A 19444-nucleotide genomic window follows, 5' to 3' on the forward strand; every position below is an offset into this window, starting at 1 on the left:
GTTTTGGATATGAAACTAGCCCAGAGTTACCAGGCTGCCCGCGAAGAATTTCTATCGCTTTGCCAAGAAAGAGAATTGTATGTAGAAAGCTATGTTATGCCTGATAGTTTGGGTATTAACGGAGAGAAGCTCGCTATCGATGTCGCTTTTTACGGGCGCTTTAGTGCGAATCGTTGCTTGCTGGTTTCTTCTGCAGTACATGGTATCGAGGGCTACTGCGGATCCGCAATTCAGTGTGCTCTGTTGCGCTCAGACTTTCTCGATAGCTGCCCAGAAAATACTGCGGTAGTGTTTGTACATGGTTTAAATCCTTACGGTTTTTCTTATGGTCGTCGGGTCAATGAAAGTAATATCGACTTAAATCGAAACTTCGCTGACTTTTCAGTCACTCCTGCTGTTAATGAAGCCTTTTTAGCTATGGCTCAGGAAGTTTTCCCTGGTAACTGGCAGGGCAGTGATCTAGACGCGATTCACAAAAAGGTAGAGGGTTACATTGCCGAGCACGGTAAGACAAATTTTCAGGCTGCAATGATGGGCGGGCAATACGATCGCAGTGATTGCACTTTTTATGGTGGCGCAGCCGAGAGTTGGTCGCGTGACAACTGGCACCATATTGTTAAATCACTCTCAGCTCGCTATAAGTTTGTTGTTCATTTGGATATGCACACTGGCTTAGGAGAGGCGGGTGAGTGCGAGGTTATTTATGCTGGTCGACCAGATGAAGCCGTGGTGGCATTGGCGCAAGCTTGGTTTGGAGATGTGTTTGTACCGGGCTCAGCGCAAAGTAATGCAGAGGCGATACAGGGTAATTTGGGGCAACACCTTGATGAGCAGGGGATCGCCAATGTCTCGGTAGCTTTAGAGTTTGGTACCCAACCTTTCGAAAAAGTCGCCCGTGCGCTGATTGATGATAACTGGCTCGGTTTTAATCCTCATTGTGATGCAGAATTAAGACAGGAAATTAGTAAACGATTGAGGGCAGCATTTGCAATTGATCACCCTGCTTGGGAAGCCGAGGTTTGGCAGCTTGCGCTGAAGCACTGTAAAAGAGCCGTGCGAGGACTTGGTGGAGTGAGTTTGGGTTAGCGTTTTAGCTTGCGGCTAAAATTGAAGATGTATCTGAAATAATCCGCCGCGACAGAGCGTCGCGGCGGTTGAAGAGGTTTGTCGACTTACTTATTTCTCAAAGTAAAAAGCTTCACGCTTATTGTCGCGATTACCGACTTCATCCATAGTCTCTGCATTGAACAAGCGACCATTAACCATCACCAAATCAACACGATCCGTTTGGCGAATGTCTTCCAATGGATTGCCATCGATTACAATCAAATCAGCAAGTTTGCCTTTCTTGATAGAACCAATGTGCTTATCTAAACCAAGAGATTTAGCCGGGTTGCTGGTAGCCGTTCGTAAAGCTTGCATAGGCTCCATGCCACCTTGAGCATACATCCAAAGCTCCCAGTGAGCAGCTAAGCCTTCACGTTGACCGTGTGCGCCAATATTGGTGAGGATGCCAATGTCGTTCAGTTCCTTAGCGGTTTTAGCAACCGTAATATGGTTGTAGTGATGATGAGGCGCGGTTGGTCGGCGCATGGCGCGCTTAGCTAAAACGTCGGCCGGTACATATTTGCTTAGGCGTGGGTGCTTCCAAACTTCGGTTTTATCGTACCAATAGTTTTCGCCCCAAATACCACCATAGGCAACCACCAAGGTCGGCGTGTATGCCATCTCGCCCGCTGTCCAGAATTGTTTAATATCGTCGTAAACTTTTTCTGTTGGGATAGAGTGCTCTAAGGTTGTGTGACCATCGGCTACCATGCTTAGGTTATGTTGCAGCAAAGACCCACCTTCAGGCACGACCATCATTTCTAATTCGCGCGCTGCTTGAATAACTTGCTGGCGTTGATTGCGACGTGGCTGGTTATAGCTCTTCACTGAGAAGGCGCCCGCTTTCTTTAAGCGCAGCAGGTGAAATTTGGCATCATCCAAACTATCCACATGGGAGGTGTAACCTGGGCCAGAGGCGCCGTACAAAATAGTACCGGTAGAATAGAGGCGCGGGCCTACAATCTTACCGGCTTTTTGTAATTCGCTAGCGCTGAAAAACTCGGTGGTGTCATTTGATGGGTCGTGGATTGTGGTTACACCCAATGCTAGGCCAGCGTAGTTCTTCCAGTTTTGCTGTGGAATGATTTCATTGCTGCCTTGTGAACCATGGGCGTGAGCATCGATCAAGCCTGGCATAATGGTTTTGCCAGAAATGTCGATAGTTTTTGCGTTATTAGGGATTTCCACTTCACCCGCTTTGCCAACCGCAACAATGTGATTGCCATCAACGAGTACCACACCATTGTCGATAACTTTATCGCCATCTTCCATAGTGAGTACTTGGCCGCCAACAAAGGCAATGCTACCGCTAGGAACATCAACCTTTTGATTAAAGCCAATGGCGGTAACGATAGGTTCTTTGTTTAAGGTCTCTTTGTTTTTAGCATCGGAGGAGCCTACATCAAACAAACCTTGTAGCTCGGCTTGGTAAAGGTCGGCACCTAGGCTCCAATATAGCTCATTGCTTTTGGCGTTCCAGCTGATGTTTTCGCCAGCGCGTACGGAGAGCTTTCTTACTGGAAGATTTTTCGCTTTCGGGCCAATGGTAATTAAGTGGCCACTTTCTACAAACGGCGTTACAAAGACTTTAAAGCGCTCAGCGAATGCCAAGTACTTACCATCAGGTGAAACTTTAAACTCGGTAGCGTATTTACCTTCGTATAAAGACTGCTCTTTTTTGTCTTTGATATTTACGCGAACCAGGGATGGCTTCTCGCCATGGCGCATGGCATAAATGCGATCATTGGCTGAACCGTACTGAGGTAATACGCCTTTTTCGGTAATTAACTCAGCTTTGCCGCCTTTGCTGCTTACACGATAAATGCCGGGGTTTAGGCCCCACTTAGGATCAGTAATGTAACCGCCTTTAGCTTTGCGATAGACGATATGCTTGCCGTCAGGTGAAAACGCGGCTTCAACATATTTGCCAGGCTCTTTAGTGACGAGCTTGGCTTTACCGCCACGGGCCGACATTACCCGAATACTGCCTTGCTCCTGGTCATCCCAAGTGCTAAATACAATCTTCTTACCATCGCGAGAAAAGCTCGGCTGCAATTCAAAGTGATCGCTTTGCTTGGTCAAACGGCTCGGTTTGCCATTTGGTAAATTGCGGCTGTAAATATGACCCAAGGCTTCAAAAATAACCTGCTTACCATTCGGTGAAATCTGCACATTGCGCAGCATATTCACGTCAAAGTTGTCTTGATCAATGTTCTGATCAAAGCGCACAGTGGTTTGCAGCTTTTTAGTGGCCTTAACATGGAATGGAATATTCTCAGCTTTTAGGCTGTCGATGTTGAGTTTATGCAGTTTGCCTTTGGCCCAAAACACGAGATTTTTATTGTCCGGTGTCCAAGCCATGCTTGGGTATACACCGTGAATGGCCCAGGTTTCTTGCATATCGCGCTCAAGCTTGTCATAAAGCTTACGCTTCTCACCGGTTTTTAAATCCAGTAAAAACAAAGTGGTCTGAAAATCTTCACGGGCAATATAGGCAAGATAGCGACCGTCTCTAGAAGGGGTTGGGCGAATAGCGCCACCACGACCAGAAAGAATCACTCTGATCTCGCCGGTTTCGCGATCATAGCGTTTTATTTTATAAATGCCTTTTTCAGAATCTTTGCTGTAGTGGAAGGTTTTTCCAGGGGTGGCATCTTGTGAAAAATAAACGTAACGGCCATCCGGTGAGAAGGCTGGCTCGCCTAAATCTTTTTGCTGATTTGGGCGCTTGGTAAGCATCAAGCCTTTGCCACCAGCTTTGTGATACATCCAGACTTCGCCGGCGCCCAATGAGCGTGTACCCGTAAAGTGCTTACGAGCCACTAGGTAGTCGCCATCTGGGCTCCACGCTGGGCTATTTAGCAAGCGGAAGGTTTCATCGGTAACGGCGGTTTGTCCGCTGCCATCGCTATTCATAATCCAGATATTGTCGCCACCGCCTTGGTCGGAGGTGAAGGCAATGTGTTTGCCATCTGGGCTGAATTTTGGCTGCATCTGCCAAGCGATGTCGGTCATTAGTGCAGTCGCTTCGCCACCGCCAATCGGTAAGGTATAGATATCTCCCAGCAGGTCGAAGGCAATGGTTTTACCATCGGGGCTGACATCGATGTTCATCCAGGTGCCTTCACGCACGTCGATATTGGCATCGATAAACTCACCTTGGGGGGCGTTAACGTCCCACTTGGCTTTCTCGTCTTCTTTGGCTTTGTCGGCCGCGTGGGCCAGAGGTAGGGTTAAGCTGCTGCACATCAGGGCTGCGCTAATGCCGGCAGCCAATAAGCGGAGTTTCATCATAGTCTTCTTATTGCTGTTAGAAAGTCGAGCTTATTATGGCGGCAGGGATAATGTGGCGTCCAGCCGCTTACCGAAGCCGTAGTTGCTGCTATGGTCTTCGGTTTGGCTGGTTGAATATTCTGTTTGGAGGGTTTTTGCCGAACTTTATGCTTCTGATCTTAAGGTCTTACGCCAAAGCTCTTTGCCAAGGCGGTTAAAGTGCTTCACTGTCATGGTATTCTCAAAGCCATCAATTTCAATCTCACCAAAGAACTGGTAGTTGTCTGATGGTGGCGAATTGGGCGGCATATCGTCGGGTATGCCTTTAAATATCAATTCTGGGCCGAAGGTGTTATCCAGCTCGCCGGGGCCAAAGCTGCCCGCATGAAGGGGGCCGCTGACAAATTCCCAGAAGGGCTTGAAGTTTTTGAACTGCGCTTTGTTGGGGTTGTAATAGTGGGAGGCACAATAATGCACGTCGGCGGTTATAAAGTGCACATTGTGAATATCTTTCTTGGCAATAAACTCCAGTAAGTGTGCTATCTCTAATTCGCGCCCTAGCGCTGGGCCATCGCCATTGGCAGCATTCTCGGCCACTTCACTTTGCCATTCTGTAACTCTCAGCCCGAGGGGCATGTCGCTGGCAATAATTTTCCAGCTGGCTTTTGAATCAGCTAGCGATTGCTCTAGCCACTGTAGCTGTTCTTCTCCTAAGAAGGCGGTTTCTGCTGAGGCTTTCTCTTGTCGGTTTAAGCTATTGGGGCCGCGATAACTGCGCATATCCAAGAAGAAGATATCTAACATAGGGCCGTGGCTAACCTTGCGATAAATTCGTCTTGGATCTTTGGCGTTTAGGCTTATGGGGTTACATTCTAATAATGCATGACGTGCGCGTTCGGCCAGTAGTGAGGCGCTTTTTACGGTGTAACGCTTATCATCGAGTAGTTGTTCGCCGGGGTACCAGTTGTTAACAACTTCGTGGTCATCCCATTGTTGGTAGCTAGCTACTTGCTGATGAAACTGGCGAAATTTGGGATCAAGAAAGTTGTAGTAATAGTTTTCCCGAAACTCTTGGGTAGTTTCGGCAACTTTGCTTTTGCCTTGGGTTTCTACATTCTTCCAAGTGCTGCCATCTTTTAAATTTATCTCGCTGGGGATGGGGCCGTCGGCATAAATTAAGTCACCACAATGCACTAAAAAATCGGGCTCGCGTTTTAACATTTCAGCATAGCTGTGCATGCCGCCTCGACTACTATCAATTCCGTAACCTTGCCCGGCGGTATCTCCTGACCAACAAAAGCGAATGCGGCCGGTATCTTTATGGGCTGTTTTAAATTGCCCTTGATGTATATCACCAAATAGGCCCGGTTTGTCTAGGCTTTCGAATTGCACGCGATAAAAATACTGCTGTGCCGGGTTTAAACCTCGTAGGTAGGTTTTGGCGTTAAAGTCAGTTTCCTTTAATGCAGCGGTGCCGGCGAAGCGTAGGCTCTGTTTGAAATCCGGATCTTTGCTAAGCTCTACCCACATTAATGATGGCTTTTCGGTACGCCCCCATATTACGGCACCATTCTGACTAACATCACCACTGCTGATGCCGGTTTGTATTTCCGGGCGCTGTGATAGGGCGCTAATGCTGGCGCTGGCCGGTACGCTGGCGATTCCAATACTACCAAGCTGCAGAAACTGTCGTCTTTTTATCATGTTGAGGCTCTTGTATCTTCAGGCTCTATAATCATCTTAATAACGGTATCTTACAGTAATATGTTGGGGATTGTTCTTTGTTGTGTGTTCCCTTCGAACCGGTAAAGAGTCCATATACCCATGCAAAACGCGCCGTGAACCCATCCCTGGGGGCTCTCCAAAAGCGTCCTTGCTTTTGAAGGTTTTGCATGGGTATATGGACTCTTTACCTACCTGTGTGGGTTTATATAGCCTAAGTAGATTTTAGTTCCTACAAGAGCTGATCTAGAACCGTAAAGCGGTATGGACACCGCGACCCGAGCGCCCGCGGATGGTTTAAGCGCGTTCTAGGGCAGCTCTTGTAGGGACTAAAAACGGTCAGGCCTCATTGCTGCTTGTTTCAAACATCTTGGCTAGTTATTGTTAAACTTGAAAATATATCAACATCACAACTCGGCGAGTAAATCAATGAAAATCAAAGAAGTCAGCGAATTTACCGGCATTAGCGCGCACACCATTCGTTACTATGAAAAGCAAGGCGTATTGGAACTGCCAAAAAAGGACAGCAGCGGCCATCGTAACTATTCAGATACCGACGTAGAGTTGATTAACTGGGTGGCTTGCATGAAAAATTCTGGTATGTCACTGCGAGATATCAAAGGCTACGTAACAGCCTCTATAGAAGGGCGCAACGAAGACGCCTTAGTGGCATTGAGAATACATCTAGAGAAATTAGAAGAACAAAAAAAGAATATCGACCACTATATCGACGTCACCGAAGAAAAAATAAATCGCCTGTCTAATTAAATGTATTACCAAAACCGCAAACTCAAACGACAAGTGAGCCCCTATCTGCAAAGATATGCAATTTAAGGCCTAAGTTTTATCAAGGCCTTTGACTTAGAGTATGCTCTAAGTTGCTAGTCTACAATGGCTCGTCAGCACTACTTCAAATACCACTGTTGATCAAACCGAATGGTGCTGGCGGGCACTTACTAGATCACCCGATGCTTGCTAAAAGGTAAAAAGCGAGTAAGTAAATTGTAGAGGAAACGCCCATGAATATTGATGTCTCGATTGTAAATGCCTTTGTAGTAGATGGGCGTGGCGGCAACCCAGCTGGGGTAGTCTTAGATGCGGATCGCTTTTCAAAGGAGCAGAAACTAGAAATCGCCGCACAAGTGGGCCTATCCGAAACGGCATTCGTCTCGCACTCGGATGTGGCCGACATCAAATTGGAATTCTTTACCCCTACCCGACAAATTGCCCACTGTGGTCATGCAACGGTTGCCACCTTTAGCTATCTGTCCCAGCAAGGCTTATTAAAAAATAGTGAAAGCTCCAAAGAAACCATTGATGGTAACAGGGCTGTTAAGCTGGTTTCCGGTGCCGCATTTATGGAGCAGATAGCCCCAATGTTTGTTTCGGTTAATAAAGACAGGCAAGAAATTCTTGCGGCTTTGAACATAGCTGAAACCAAGTTGTCTTCAGAGCCCTTGATCGTCAATACCGGAAATAGCTTTTTGATTGCCGAAGTGGATAGCCAGGGCACATTGGAACAACTGAATATCAATCAAGAGAAAGTTGAAGCACTATCAGAGAAATACGATTTAATCGGTTTTTATATCTTCAGTCGTGAAAGTTATACCGGTTCCGCAGATGCCACTGCAAGAATGTTTGCTCCGCGTTATGGAATTGAAGAAGAATCGGCAACCGGTATGGCGGCAGGGCCTTTGGCTTGCTACTTGTATGAGAAAAAGGCTATCGATAAAAGTGAGTTTTTGATCGAGCAAGGCTATGCCATGTCTCCGGCATCGCCCAGTCAAATCACCGTCAAACTCGAGTTACATCAAGGTAGTATTCAATCATTGATGGCTGGTGGTCATGCGGCCGTATCTGAAACGAGAAATCTCAATGTTCAGTAAAATTGATATAGTGCTCGCCTTTCGGGATTACAGTGCCTATGTGGGTGCTGTAATTATACCCTTGTTCTTTAAGCGAATTTATTAAGGCCTCAGATTTATCTGCAGAAACAGACATTAACAAACCACCGCTAGTTTGTGGGTCTGCCAATATTTCTGGGGCATTGCCAGCACAGTGTTTTGTTATCTCACGCATATTCTGGGGGTACAGACTGCTACGAACCCCTTGTTCAATAAGGCTGTGCGCACCTTCGAGATAGGGCAGTTTAGAGCTGTAAATATTTGCGCTAAGATTACTGCTGCTCAGCATTTCTAATAGGTGGCCGCCTAAACCAAAGCCGGTAATATCCGTGCAGGCTGATGCGCCGTATTCGATCGCGAGTTGGGCTGCATTAAAATTCGATTGCAGCATTTGCTCAATCGCTGCATCTAGCCATGGACCTTTGCTTGTTAGGCTTTGTTGGCCGGCAAAAATTAAACCGTGACCTAGGGCTTTACTTAGGATTAGTTGCTCGCCCTCGCGCAATTCTGATTTCAATAGCTTGTTGTTTTTTTCGGTATGGCCATTAACCACCAATCCTATTTGGCTGTTTTCTGCCAAACTACTGTGCCCGCCAATCAATAATGCCTTGTGTCTCTCTAATTCGTAAAGAACACCTTGCAGTATTCGCTTAAGGTCTCGATTTACAATATTCTCACCGGCATGGGCGATGCTGATTAAGGCTTGTACACTGTGCGCTCTGCCGCCCATAGCAAAGATGTCGCTCATGGCATGTAGGGTAGCGATTCGCCCCTGTTCAAAAGGATCGCTTACTAAACCGTGAAAGCTGTCGACACTCTGGAAGATTTGTTTTTCTGTGTTGATATTTAAATGTGCAGCATCTTCACCAAGGTTGCTTTGATCGAGTGCGGGGCTAGTTTTAAGTTGATTAAGAATCTTACTTAGGGCATCGCCGGCTACTTTGGCACCGCAGCCGCCGCAGTGCATATCGGGTAGTCGCTGGCTTTCAGGAATATTTATCTTATGTTTGCCCTTTTTCTTGTGGCTCGGCATCTGAGCTGGAAGCTTTTCAAACATCGCCATAAATTTTCGATCGATGCGGTTTTTCCATTGCCACACTAAAGATTCCGTCGTGCCTGGCTTGGATACAGATTTATCCCCACGGCTGGCAGCTGCTGATTTTTTACCTAGGCTGATCAGCTTTAAGAATTCTTTTTGGGGTTTGTGCTGCTTAAGTTTTTTCCCTTGGGCGATACGCTTTAAGTTTTTAAATAGAGTTGGGCCCTGACGTACGGCAAAGACTCCGGCCTGGGGCCTTGGGTGCTTAATTTGTTGGGCGGTGTCGCCCGCTGCGAATAACCAAGGGTGGCTGATCGACTGCAAACTATCGTTCAGTAAAATAAAACCTTCTTCGTCGCACTCTATACCAGATTCCTGTGCCCAATTCGCTGGTTTGGCTTGAGTGCATAGTAAGTGAAAATCTGAGGAGAGATTTGTTGTTTCGCCATTTAACGAGCATTCGATGCTTGATGCAGTAAAACGATTGACGCGATGATTAGGAAAACACTCTACTTGGTATTCTTGCAGCGCTTTTTGCAAATGTTTGCGTAGCTTGTCTGGTGCATTGGGCAGTAGCTGCTGCTGCGGATAAATCAGTTGCAGCTCGGCAGTCTTGTTTTCTTTTTTGAGCCGCTCCGCCATCGCTAAGCTAAGTTCAATACCCGCGATACCGGCACCAACAATGCTGATGACGCTGTGATCATATTGTAAAAGTTGCTGCCATTTCTGATAAAATTGACTGATCGGTTTTACCCCTATGGCATATTCTTTCGCCCCTTCGATATTGAGGTCTGGAGTAATACCCGTGTTAATTGAAAGGTAATCAAATTCGAGATCGGGTTGTGCTGCAAGGCTTAAGCTTTTCTCATCACAGTTAACGGCGAGAACCTGCTCATTGATATAACGTACATTGGCCCATTGGCAAAGGCGCCTTAAATCAATATGACTTTGCTCAAAGCTGTAATGCCCAGCAACCAAGCCTGGTAGCATTCCAGAGTAGGGGGTGTAACTGCTGGGGCTAATTAAGCTGAGCCGAACGCCGGGCACAGGCTTCATGCCCCACATTTTAATAACTTGGGCGTGGGCGTGACCGCCGCCGACGAGAATAATATCGATATAGTTTGCACTGTCCATGACTGGATTATACGACAGTGCAATCAATAAATGCTTGATCAAGACCGATTAGAACATCGGCCCTTGCTGATAGGCTGCTTAAGGTTTAAGCAATAGCGTATGCGCTCGGCAGCTCTTTAACGTCTTGGCTTGGAATGTCGAACAAATAGCTGTACAAAATATCAACCATGTTCTTGTTGATGTATTGCTCTAGGGCTTCTAGTGTTTGGAAGGGGGGAGAAACTTCTACACTGCTGATATCAAGATATTCGCGCGTACTTAATAAGTAGGCACCCGCTTGCACGACGATTTTGAAATCAAAATCTTGCTGCATGCGCAGTAACATTGGGTAAAGAGCTTCCTGCTGACTATTGAACGCGAATTCCGTTTCCGAGTTCCAACTTCTATCTAAAGTGCCCATCGATGGCCCCTTGTCATTTTTATCATTGGCGGATCGGTTAAGGCCGCAAATTACAACATGAGGCGGCAATTACTGACGTGACTAGCGTCACATAAAATCTAATACTTATTGATTTTCAATGAACTGGAGCTTAATGCTTAGTAACTAGCTTAATGCTCATTTGTTGATCAGTCAGCGGAATAAGTGTGCAGAATAGGACTGCTAAGGCATGAGCTGGAAATTAAGGTAGAAGAAAAAATCAGATCGAGGAAAGGGGTTTCGCGAGGGAACGACTCGTCCCCCGCTAGGATTGGTGCCTATTAAAACTTAGGCGACACTTTCTTGGGCTTCGGCCGGAAAACGCTCACGTAGGTAATCGATGATATCGTTGGATTCATACAGCCAAGTGCTGTTTTCACCTTCATCGATACGTAGGCAAGGCACTTTGATGCGGCCGCCGCCATGCTCTAGTTCAGAGCGGTAAAGCTCAGAGCCTTTGGCATCACGCAGTGGCAGCTCTAAATCAAGGCGTCGCAACTCGCGGCGTACTTTTACGCAGAATGGGCAGGCCGCAAATTGGTATAGCGCAAGATTGCCAGCTGCAGCTTGTTGAGCGGCTTTCGCCTCTGGGCTCAGTGGGCGCTTACTGGGGCGGAATATGGCATTCAATAATAGAATAATGCGACCTAAGATCCAGCGAATGAGGGCCATGTTTACTCCTGCTTATGTGCTTAACGTCTTGCTTGTGCCTTGCGGCGTTTAAAGGTTCTGCTCGCGACACCAATCAACCAGCTCTTGGCAGCGACCGCGGAATAGTACTTGTCCCTGCCGCTGTTGCAACTGGTATTTGTACATTGGGTCGTAATAATCGCGAAGTAACTGCTCAATGGGGCCATAAAAGGCGCTGGCTTCTTGCTGTTTAGACCAGCTTTGGCAGGCTTGTTCGAACTCTTTTTGCAGTGCCTGATAGCGTAAACCGCCTAGGCGCTTGCGGATACGGTACAAATTAGCACTCAAGTTGTGGCTAAATTCCTCTAGCGAGATATGTTGCAGCGGGCTTAGCACGTAATCTTCAATCACCCACTGGCAACGTTGCTCTAAAGGTTCCTCTATTTGGACTAGAGGGGCCTTTTGCATGGCGGCTTGTAGGTAATCCGGCAGGTTCAGGCGGCCAATTAAGCGACCTTCGTCCTCCATAAGCACCGCTCTCTCTCTGCCGAGCTTAAGCCAACGCTGGCTGATATTGTTTTCAAAGCTTATCTGAGCGGGTTGCTGAGCGTTAAGCAGTTGCCCAAAGGCAGAGCCTCGGTGACAAGCCTCAGCTTCTAAATCGATGCAGCGCTCGATTTGCTCTATCGCCTTAGTTTTACCGCTGCCCGTAGGGCCGGCAATAATGATTAAGGGTGCTTCTTGGCAAGCTTGTTTAAGCTCCTGTAGCAAAAATTGGCGCATCGCCTTATAGCCACCTTTAACGATCGGGTAGTCGATGCCATGTTGCTGGAGAAGTTGCTGACTAAAGCGCGAGCGTAGGCCTCCGCGAAAGCAATACAGGCAGCCTTCGGGGTTTGCTCGGGTAAACTCGGCCCAGTGATTGATACGCGCTTCAATAACTTCTTCGGTGGCCATCTGCCAGCCCATCTCAATGGCAGCGTCTTGTCCTTGCTCTTTGTAGCATAAGCCAATGCTCTGCCTCTGCTGGTTATCTAGCAAGGGCTTGTTTTGGGCGTGCTGGAAATGTCCTTGCTCGAACTCTATTGGCGCGCGAACGTCCAGCATGGGGCGATCCGATAGAAAAATCTTCTGATAATCATCAACAAACATAATGCGCTCGAGCCAAAAAGCGTAATTGTAACAAGGCTTGTACCAGACTCGCTAATGGGGCTGAATTGACTTCAAATGAGTAGTCTATGTTACACTTAATTTATTAATAGGATAAAAAGAGTAATAGGTGATGGTACGTATAGAAAAGAATGGCCCTGTCAGCACCATAATCATTGACCGCCTCCATGCTAAAAATGCTGTGGATGGTCCAACCGCTAGAGCATTGGCCGAAGCCTTTATGGCCTTTGAACAGGACGATGAGGCCAAGGTGGCCGTGTTCTATGGGGATGGTGGCTTCTGTGCTGGCGCTGATCTAAAAGCTGTAGCGAGTATGGACGGTTCTAACCCGATGGTAGATCCTGCGCCTATTAAGGGCGAAGCTGTCAGCTTAGATGATAGTGGCCCGATGGGACCTTCGCGTCTATTGCTTAGCAAGCCTGTTATTGCGGCCATCGAGGGGCATGCCGTGGCCGGTGGCATGGAGTTGGCGCTATGGTGTGATATGCGTGTTATGGAAGAAGACGCTGTCTTTGGTGTGTTCTGCCGCCGCTGGGGTGTTCCCCTTATTGATGGTGGTACCCAACGTTTACCGCGTCTTATTGGCTTAAGTCGCGCGATGGATTTAATTCTTACTGGCCGCCCAGTAGATGCTCAAGAATCCTTGCAAATGGGCTTGGCGAACCGGGTAGTGGCAAAGGGTACTGTGCGTGAAGAGGCTGAGAAATTAGCGCTGTCTATTTGTCAGTTTCCACAAGAGTGTCTGCGAGCTGATCGCCTGTCGGCTTATCAAGCATTCGATGGCAGTATTGAAGAAGGTTTAACTCTGGAGTTTAATCGTGGTCGCCCGGTGGTAGATCTTGGCTTGGCCAGCTCTGGTGCAGCGCGCTTTGCATCAGGTAAAGGTCGTGGTGGAGATTTCTCGGATATCTAAATTTGATATTTTAAGGAAAACCGCTCATCCCTGAGCGAATAGTGTTATTTGATAACTTGGTAATCCTGTTCGCTCAACAAGTCCACTCCGCATTTTAAATTGCTAATCCATTTTAAGAATTGTGCAATCATGGTACGGCCAACAAATGGTCGGCCATGCTGTGGCACGATCATTTGTACGTCTAACTGGCTGACCATTTTTGCCCACAGTCGGCAGGCTTTGTTGCTGGTCATATAACGGCGGTGAAAGCCTTCCATTAATTTAGTATGAGCGGCAAAGTCATCTACTGGCTCGGCAGCATCGCTATCGACCATTGACGCACCCATATCCCCAGAGAACAAAATTTTACTCACTGGGTCGTAAAAGTTTATGTTGCCCACTGAATGTAAAAAATGTGCAGGTAGACAAATAATTTCATTGCGCCCAAAAGGAATCTTTTGGCCTTCATCGGGCACGGCAATAATTCTATCGTCGACGGTGGAGCTGAGTTTGTCGGTAATAAAGCTAGATGCCAAGTGCGGTAAAAATCGCGACCAAAGTTTTGGTGTGACTACCTTACAGTGACTGTGCATCATCCAGCGTGGCAATGAGGCGATAATATCAGGGTCTTGGTGCGACGCAAAAATATAATCCAAGTCTTGTAGACTGACGTGTTTGCTGATTTCAATCGACAGCGGCGTATAGGTTAAATCGCCGCCGGGATCGATCAATGCGGTGTGGTTTTCATCAATAATCAAAAACTGGTTGGCCTGGACGCCATGACCTTCCACCAGATCTGAAAATACGATGCAGCTATGGTTATCTTTCCGGTAAAGAACCGTCGCTGCTTTACTAGAGATATTCATGTAAGAAGGCCTCTTTTGGGCTTTTAGCACTGGGTTTTATGATTGGGCCGTGCACATTAATGCTGAGGGCTCAAAGAGCATATGATCTGGATCAAGATCGTGGTGATAGTTAGCACAAAAGGACTAAAAACTGAGCGGGATTCAGGAGGAATACAGCTCAGCTTTTAAGTGGGGATGTTATTTGTCAATTTTTTTGACAAATACCTTGGAGTTTCGCTGGTAGTTATAAAATGACTGTTTTTCGTCGGGCAAGATCGCAACATTCGCCGCTTCAAAACCCTGCTCAATAAACCAGTGTGCGGTTTGTGTCGTGAGTGTGAAAAGCTGCTCGAAGCCTAATTTTTTGGCCTGACGTTCGATGTGCTTAAGCAGTTTTGCAGCTCGTCCACCACCTTGATATTCAGGCGATGTCACTACGCAGGCAAGCTCTCCAGAGCCGGCGGAGTTAAATGGATAAAGGGCTGCGCAAGCGATAATGGCACCGTCTTTTTCCATTACTGTAAAATGCTCAACTTCCATTTCTAAGCGCTCACGTGATCGGCGCACCAGAATGCCTTGTTTTTCGAGCGGGCGAATCAAATCCAGTATGCCGCCAACGTCACTAATGCGTGCCCGGCGAATCAGCTCATAGCTGTCGCGGTAAACCATGGTGCCAGCTCCATCGCGGGTAAAAATCTCTTTTAGTAGGGCGCCGTCGTCACCGTAGTTCAGTACGTGAGCGCGGGCAACGCCTTGCTCACAAGCGCGATAGCAAGCCTCTAATGCCAAGCGATGATCGTTTAAATCGCCATCGTGGCCCAGGGTCGCTTGGCATTCCAGTAAAGTTAACTCCCGATACAATTCGCCCTTGGCGTTGTAGGCGCCGTCTTCAGAGCAAAATGCGATTAACTTATCGGCTTTAAGATCAATAGCTACTCGCGTGGCCAGCTCGGCATAGGATAGATTAAAGGTTTCACCAGTAGGCGAATAACCCAGTGGTGAGATCAAAACCAGTTGGCGATTATCCAGCATGGTTTCGATGGCATCTGTGGCGAGCCGACGAACCTTGCCGGTATATTGTAAATCCACGCCACCAATCACACCGGTTGGCATCGCGGTGACGAGATTTCCGCCAACCACCTGTACATACTCGGCGCCTTTTGGGGCATTTAAGTGGCGGCTAAAAAATGCAGCTTCGATCTGGTTGCGAACTTCACCGACAGACTGACAAACCAAACCCATACTTTGCTGATCGGTAACGCGTTTGCCTTTGTGTATCTGGCTATCAAGGCCAGCCGCGGCAAAGCGAGATTCAATTTGTGGTCGGGCACCGTGAACTAAAACCAAACGCACACCTAAACTGCTTAGCAGATTGATGTCGCTGACAATGTTTAAAAAATTATCATGGGCGATAGCTGCACCTGGCAGCATTAATACAATGGTCTTGCCGCGTTGCGATTTTATATAGGGTGTGGTGTCGCGGAACCATTTTACGTAGTCTTGCTTGTTCACTTTGTTAGGCTCTTTTTAAAACAGGTCTTGAGTATAGCCCGTCAATCGGGCCAATTAAAAGCGAGAATGTACCCATGATAGGGCGGTTCTGGTCACTCTATACGGGGCTGCTATTTTTGCGGAATGCAGAAGCGATTAATCAGACCCGAGATAATATCGATGGCTGGCGCTATTTGCTCTTGCGCAATAAACTCATCCGGCTGGTGGGCTTGATCGATACTGCCTGGGCCAAGTACCAGGGTCTCAATACCCAACTGCTGAAGGAAGGGTGCTTCCGTGGCGTAGGCTACAGCTTCACTATCGTGCTGGCAAAGCTGTTCGGCGGCTTTTACCAGCTCGCTGCTTCTATCTTCGGCAAATGGCTCGACACCACCGAATAAGGTTTCCAGTTCAATAGTCACCTGGCGTCTTTGGGCAACGATGGCGATACGTTCTTTGATCGCTTGGCGCATCTCGTCATTGCTCATTCCCGGAATAGCTCGCAGATCAAATTGCATAGCGCAGTCGGCGCAAATTCTGTTGGGGTTATCGCCGCCGTGAATGCAGCCAAAGTTCATGGTGGGGGTGGGTACCGCAAAGCCCGGGTTCTGATAACGCTCTTGCAGCTCTTGGCGAAACAGCATCAGTTCGCTCATCACCTCGTGCATAGCTTCCATGGCGTTATTGCCTAGCGCAGGGTTTGAGGAGTGGCCGCTTTGGCCAGTAATACGAAGCTCCTCCATCATAATGCCTTTATGCATATAGATGGGCTTTAATCCTGTTGGCTCACCTACGACGGCATAGCGTGCCTGCCCCTGTTCATTAAAACCTTGTGCCGCTAAGGCATTCGCGCCACTCATGGAGCTTTCTTCGTCGGCCGTGGCAAGGATAATTAAAGGTTGCTGGAATTCGGCTTTTTCAAAGCGCTCGATGGCCGCGAGAGCAACCGGGAAAAACCCTTTCATGTCGGTCGCGCCTAAACCATAAAAACGCTCATTGCTATCGGTCAATACAAAAGGATCGCTTTGCCAGCGGCCTTCATCATAGGGCACAGTATCAGTATGACCGGCGAGAACCAGGCCGCCTTTACCTTTGCCGCGACTGGCAATTAGATTGGCCTTATTTTCGTGGCCGTCTACGGGAAGGATCTGTACATCAAATTGCAGCGCTTCAAGCCAGCCGGCTAGAGTATGGATGACTTTTATATTACCCATATCCCATTGGGCAGAGTGGCTGCTTACCGAAGGGATCTTTACCAGTTCGGCAAGACGTTGCGTGAAAAGCTTTTCGTTCATTGCGGCTCATCCATGGGTTTAGGATTGAAACAGTACAGGAGCGATATGGCCCTACTGTGGATGAAAGCTTGGGGATTTGCAATCGCTTGAACGGTGTTCTTGTTGTTTGTTGAAGGGCTTAGCCCGCTTCCCTGTGGGCTAAGTGAAAGCAAGGTATTACCCCCACTTTCTTTTTGACTGAGTTCTTAGAAGTTGGCCTCTAAGGTAAAGCTAAGCTGACGTGGTGCGCCAAGGAATAGTTCGCCACTGCCAGTGTCATTGCGGATTATGTACTCTTCATCCAGCAAGTTGTTGACTTGAACATAGGCTCCAAATTTATCCCACTCGTAACCCGCACGCATATTAACTACCCAGCGAGAATCGTTGTTTGGGTCATACTGTGGGGTGTCGGGCTGCGCTTGTGTCCAAGGCGTATTACTCGAAAGCGACTCATCGGTGTAGTTGGCATTGGCATTAAATCTAAAGCCATTGTCGCCGTTGTAAGTTACACCTAAGTTTCCTGTCCATTCAGGTGCGCCAGCAAACTCGCGCCCTGATAAGTCATAGGTATTGGTTGGCAGGATCAATTTGAATTCTTTGAATTCAGTTTTGGCGCGGCCAATAGAACCGTATAAGCTAATTTCATCAGAAAGCTCATAGCTGGTTTCTAACTCAATACCTTTAACCTCTGAGCTACCGGCGTTACGAGTTTCAGTGTCGTAACGGTTACCCGATAGCTGTACCGCAACTTGCTGATCGCTCCAGTCCAAGTAGAAAGCGTTAGCGTTCACGGTTAAACGTTTATCCAGCCACTGTGAGCGGAAAGAAAATTCATAGTTGTCAGTAAATTCTGGGTCAAACTGATAGTTGTAACCCTTGGCGATATTACTGCCCACACCACCTGAGCGATAACCTTTTTGGAAGGTGAAGCTGGTGGTGATGTCGTCATTCCAGTGATAGCTTACGCCGAGCTTTGGCAGTACTTCAGAAAAGTCAGCGTCAACTAGAGGTTGAACACCAGAGGCATCAGCAGCCATTTGAAAGAGCTGGGCGTTTAAGCCAGTAATCAGTGCCGCTAGAGTAGGGTTAGCTGCAAAATTTTCTGGCTTAGGCAGTGCATCGACATTATCAATAGTAATGCGCGTATCGCTGCTGTTCTCTTGGCTTTCTTTGTCCCAACGAATGCCAGCAAACAACTCCCACTGATCATTAATGTTGTAGCTAAAGTCAGCGAAAATAGCTTTGGTCGTAACAGCCTGGGTAAGATCGGCGTTACGGCCAAGAAGAACTGGATCGGCTGGTGCGTATAAGCCTAGAACCATATTGGCCAAGTTTTGTGGCAAGCCCAGGCCGCCAAACGCTGGAGGCGCAACTAACAGTGTTGGTACACCAAGAGATTGCAAAGTGATCTGCTGGTTGCCCGTTACCCGGTCATCAACATCCAGATCTGAATAGTAAGCGCCAATCAAGCCCTTGAAGTTTTCATAGTCAAAACTAAAACGAAACTCTTGGCTTAGGGTTTCATCAATACGTTTGTCATCGAGTATTGAGCCTGGAGTTGGGCCAGCATCGCCATCCCAAAGATAACCATAGTCAGCATCCGTATAAGTGCTGATCGATTTAAAGTTCCAATTTTCGCCGAGCTCATAGCTCAACTCTAAAGTAATAATATCGGTTTCGGTAAACTCAGTGATCGGGTCGTTATGGGCATTAATACGATGATCAAAAGGGCTTTTTCCCTCGCCTGGGTTGTCGGTATAACGAGTACCTTCATCGGCATCGGTATAGGAATAGCTCAGCAGTGCCGAAAATTCTGGTAATGCACTTGGCTCCCAAAGTAATTTGGCGCGCAGATTTTTCGAATCAAAAAAGTCAGGAGTGTCATTGCGGGTAGGATTGTGGTTATAACCGTCCCATTGGCGTTGCTCGCCGGCAATGCGAAAAGCCAGCTCGTCTTCTACGATACTGCCGCCAGTAGCAAAGGCCGCTTCACGTCGCCCATCTTGGCCGCCACCGATGCGAAATTTTGCATCCCATTCATGGCTTGGATTTTTGCTATTCATAACAATAGCACCGGCCAGAGCATTACGTCCCTGCAGGGTGGATTGTGGGCCACGTAATACTTCAACTTGTTGTAGGTCCCAAGTCGAAAAGGCACCTTGCTGGATCACGCGATAAGGCATTACCGCGCCATCGATATAAACACTGGTGAGGTAGCTATTACCGCTGCCAGAGACGTTAAAGGCGTCGATTCCGCGAATATTGAAGCCCACCCCTGGCTGAGCTGTGATATTGGCGGTGCGCTCCATAACTTCAAAAAAGTCACGAATACCTTGTTCTTCCATCGCAACATCGGTGACTACGGCTACCGATGCGACTGTGTCCTGCAATGAGCGGCTGGTCTTTTGGCCGGTAACAATAATTTCTTCTATTTCATTGGCTGAGGAGGCGTCGTCAGCATAAGAATTGGCACTTACGGCCAAGGGTAAAAGCAAGGCTGCAAAAGGCAGTTTGGGGTTAAATTTCATGGTTCTCCACCTATGGT

At 47.6% G+C, this 19444-nt stretch carries 14 protein-coding genes; 4 read left to right on the top strand and 10 right to left on the bottom strand.

The features are described from left to right. The first annotated feature begins 9 nt into the window (after positions 1–9). A complete protein-coding gene (locus Q1A08_RS17395) occupies positions 10–1086 on the top strand; it encodes a DUF2817 domain-containing protein (protein WP_299775258.1) in 1077 nt (358 codons plus the stop codon). Positions 1087–1176: 90 nt separating this feature from the next. Here Q1A08_RS17395 and Q1A08_RS17400 read toward each other — a convergent pair whose 3' ends face one another. Then, a complete protein-coding gene (locus Q1A08_RS17400; RefSeq protein ID WP_299775260.1) occupies positions 1177–4401 on the bottom strand; it encodes an amidohydrolase family protein in 3225 nt (1074 codons plus the stop codon). Between the two features lie 144 nt (positions 4402–4545). Then, positions 4546–6084 (bottom strand): alkaline phosphatase D family protein, encoded by a 1539-nt coding sequence (locus Q1A08_RS17405; RefSeq protein ID WP_299775261.1) that lies wholly within the window; start codon positions 6082–6084, stop codon positions 4546–4548. A gap of 447 nt (positions 6085–6531) precedes the next feature. Between Q1A08_RS17405 and Q1A08_RS17410 the strand changes: the two genes are divergently transcribed. Together Q1A08_RS17410 and Q1A08_RS17415 are read left to right on the top strand one after the other, a co-directional pair. Next, positions 6532–6870, top strand: coding sequence for a MerR family transcriptional regulator (locus tag Q1A08_RS17410; RefSeq protein WP_299775263.1), 339 nt, complete (start codon positions 6532–6534; stop codon positions 6868–6870). 251 nt (positions 6871–7121) lie between these two features. Next, a complete protein-coding gene (locus tag Q1A08_RS17415) occupies positions 7122–7988 on the top strand; it encodes a PhzF family phenazine biosynthesis protein (RefSeq protein WP_299775265.1) in 867 nt (288 codons plus the stop codon). Here the strand turns inward: Q1A08_RS17415 and selD are convergent. The 4 genes from selD to mnmH all read right to left on the bottom strand — a co-directional run bounded on the left by selD (position 7975) and on the right by mnmH (position 12379). Beyond that, entirely contained in the window at positions 7975–10179 is a 2205-nt protein-coding gene (selD, locus tag Q1A08_RS17420) for a selenide, water dikinase SelD (RefSeq protein ID WP_299775267.1), read from the bottom strand. The genes Q1A08_RS17415 and selD overlap by 14 nt on opposite strands. An 85-nt stretch (positions 10180–10264) precedes the next feature. Next, positions 10265–10579 (bottom strand): hypothetical protein, encoded by a 315-nt coding sequence (locus Q1A08_RS17425; protein ID WP_299775269.1) that lies wholly within the window; start codon positions 10577–10579, stop codon positions 10265–10267. Positions 10580–10885: 306 nt separating this feature from the next. Then, positions 10886–11269: a glutathione S-transferase N-terminal domain-containing protein gene (locus tag Q1A08_RS17430; protein ID WP_299775271.1), complete on the bottom strand. Its 384-nt coding sequence runs from the start codon at positions 11267–11269 to the stop codon at positions 10886–10888. Positions 11270–11317: 48 nt separating this feature from the next. Beyond that, a complete protein-coding gene (gene mnmH / locus Q1A08_RS17435; RefSeq protein WP_299775273.1) occupies positions 11318–12379 on the bottom strand; it encodes a tRNA 2-selenouridine(34) synthase MnmH in 1062 nt (353 codons plus the stop codon). A 130-nt stretch (positions 12380–12509) separates the two neighbouring features. Here mnmH and Q1A08_RS17440 point away from each other — a divergent pair, with 130 nt between their 5' ends. After that, positions 12510–13310, top strand: a complete 801-nt coding sequence (locus Q1A08_RS17440) for a crotonase/enoyl-CoA hydratase family protein (protein ID WP_299775507.1) — start codon at positions 12510–12512, stop codon at positions 13308–13310. 44 nt (positions 13311–13354) lie between these two features. Here the strand turns inward: Q1A08_RS17440 and Q1A08_RS17445 are convergent, their stop codons facing one another. From Q1A08_RS17445 to Q1A08_RS17460, 4 genes are all read right to left on the bottom strand, one after another. Then, on the bottom strand, positions 13355–14155 hold the full coding sequence (locus Q1A08_RS17445) for an MBL fold metallo-hydrolase (RefSeq protein WP_299775275.1): 801 nt from the start codon (positions 14153–14155) through the stop codon (positions 13355–13357). A gap of 177 nt (positions 14156–14332) precedes the next feature. Beyond that, positions 14333–15646: an amino-acid N-acetyltransferase gene (gene argA / locus Q1A08_RS17450; protein ID WP_299775276.1), complete on the bottom strand. Its 1314-nt coding sequence runs from the start codon at positions 15644–15646 to the stop codon at positions 14333–14335. Positions 15647–15756: 110 nt separating this feature from the next. Then, a complete protein-coding gene (argE, locus tag Q1A08_RS17455; protein WP_299775278.1) occupies positions 15757–16920 on the bottom strand; it encodes an acetylornithine deacetylase in 1164 nt (387 codons plus the stop codon). A 185-nt stretch (positions 16921–17105) separates the two neighbouring features. Then, on the bottom strand, positions 17106–19427 hold the full coding sequence (locus Q1A08_RS17460) for a TonB-dependent receptor (RefSeq protein WP_299775280.1): 2322 nt from the start codon (positions 19425–19427) through the stop codon (positions 17106–17108). Positions 19428–19444 lie beyond the last annotated feature (17 nt).

This window comes from uncultured Pseudoteredinibacter sp., assembly GCF_947500695.1.
Lineage (GTDB): Bacteria > Pseudomonadota > Gammaproteobacteria > Pseudomonadales > Cellvibrionaceae > Pseudoteredinibacter.

Coding starts and splice junctions, on each gene's coding strand:
- selD (WP_299775267.1), bottom strand. CDS start 10,179: ATGGACAGTGCAAACTATATCGATATTATTCTCGTCGGCGGCGGTCAC.
- Q1A08_RS17425 (WP_299775269.1), bottom strand. CDS start 10,579: ATGGGCACTTTAGATAGAAGTTGGAACTCGGAAACGGAATTCGCGTTC.
- Q1A08_RS17445 (WP_299775275.1), bottom strand. CDS start 14,155: ATGAATATCTCTAGTAAAGCAGCGACGGTTCTTTACCGGAAAGATAAC.
- Q1A08_RS17460 (WP_299775280.1), bottom strand. CDS start 19,427: ATGAAATTTAACCCCAAACTGCCTTTTGCAGCCTTGCTTTTACCCTTG.
- Q1A08_RS17440 (WP_299775507.1), top strand. CDS start 12,510: ATGGTACGTATAGAAAAGAATGGCCCTGTCAGCACCATAATCATTGAC.
- Q1A08_RS17430 (WP_299775271.1), bottom strand. CDS start 11,269: ATGGCCCTCATTCGCTGGATCTTAGGTCGCATTATTCTATTATTGAAT.
- Q1A08_RS17405 (WP_299775261.1), bottom strand. CDS start 6,084: ATGATAAAAAGACGACAGTTTCTGCAGCTTGGTAGTATTGGAATCGCC.
- mnmH (WP_299775273.1), bottom strand. CDS start 12,379: ATGTTTGTTGATGATTATCAGAAGATTTTTCTATCGGATCGCCCCATG.
- Q1A08_RS17415 (WP_299775265.1), top strand. CDS start 7,122: ATGAATATTGATGTCTCGATTGTAAATGCCTTTGTAGTAGATGGGCGT.
- Q1A08_RS17395 (WP_299775258.1), top strand. CDS start 10: ATGAAACTAGCCCAGAGTTACCAGGCTGCCCGCGAAGAATTTCTATCG.
- Q1A08_RS17410 (WP_299775263.1), top strand. CDS start 6,532: ATGAAAATCAAAGAAGTCAGCGAATTTACCGGCATTAGCGCGCACACC.
- argE (WP_299775278.1), bottom strand. CDS start 16,920: ATGAACGAAAAGCTTTTCACGCAACGTCTTGCCGAACTGGTAAAGATC.
- Q1A08_RS17400 (WP_299775260.1), bottom strand. CDS start 4,401: ATGATGAAACTCCGCTTATTGGCTGCCGGCATTAGCGCAGCCCTGATG.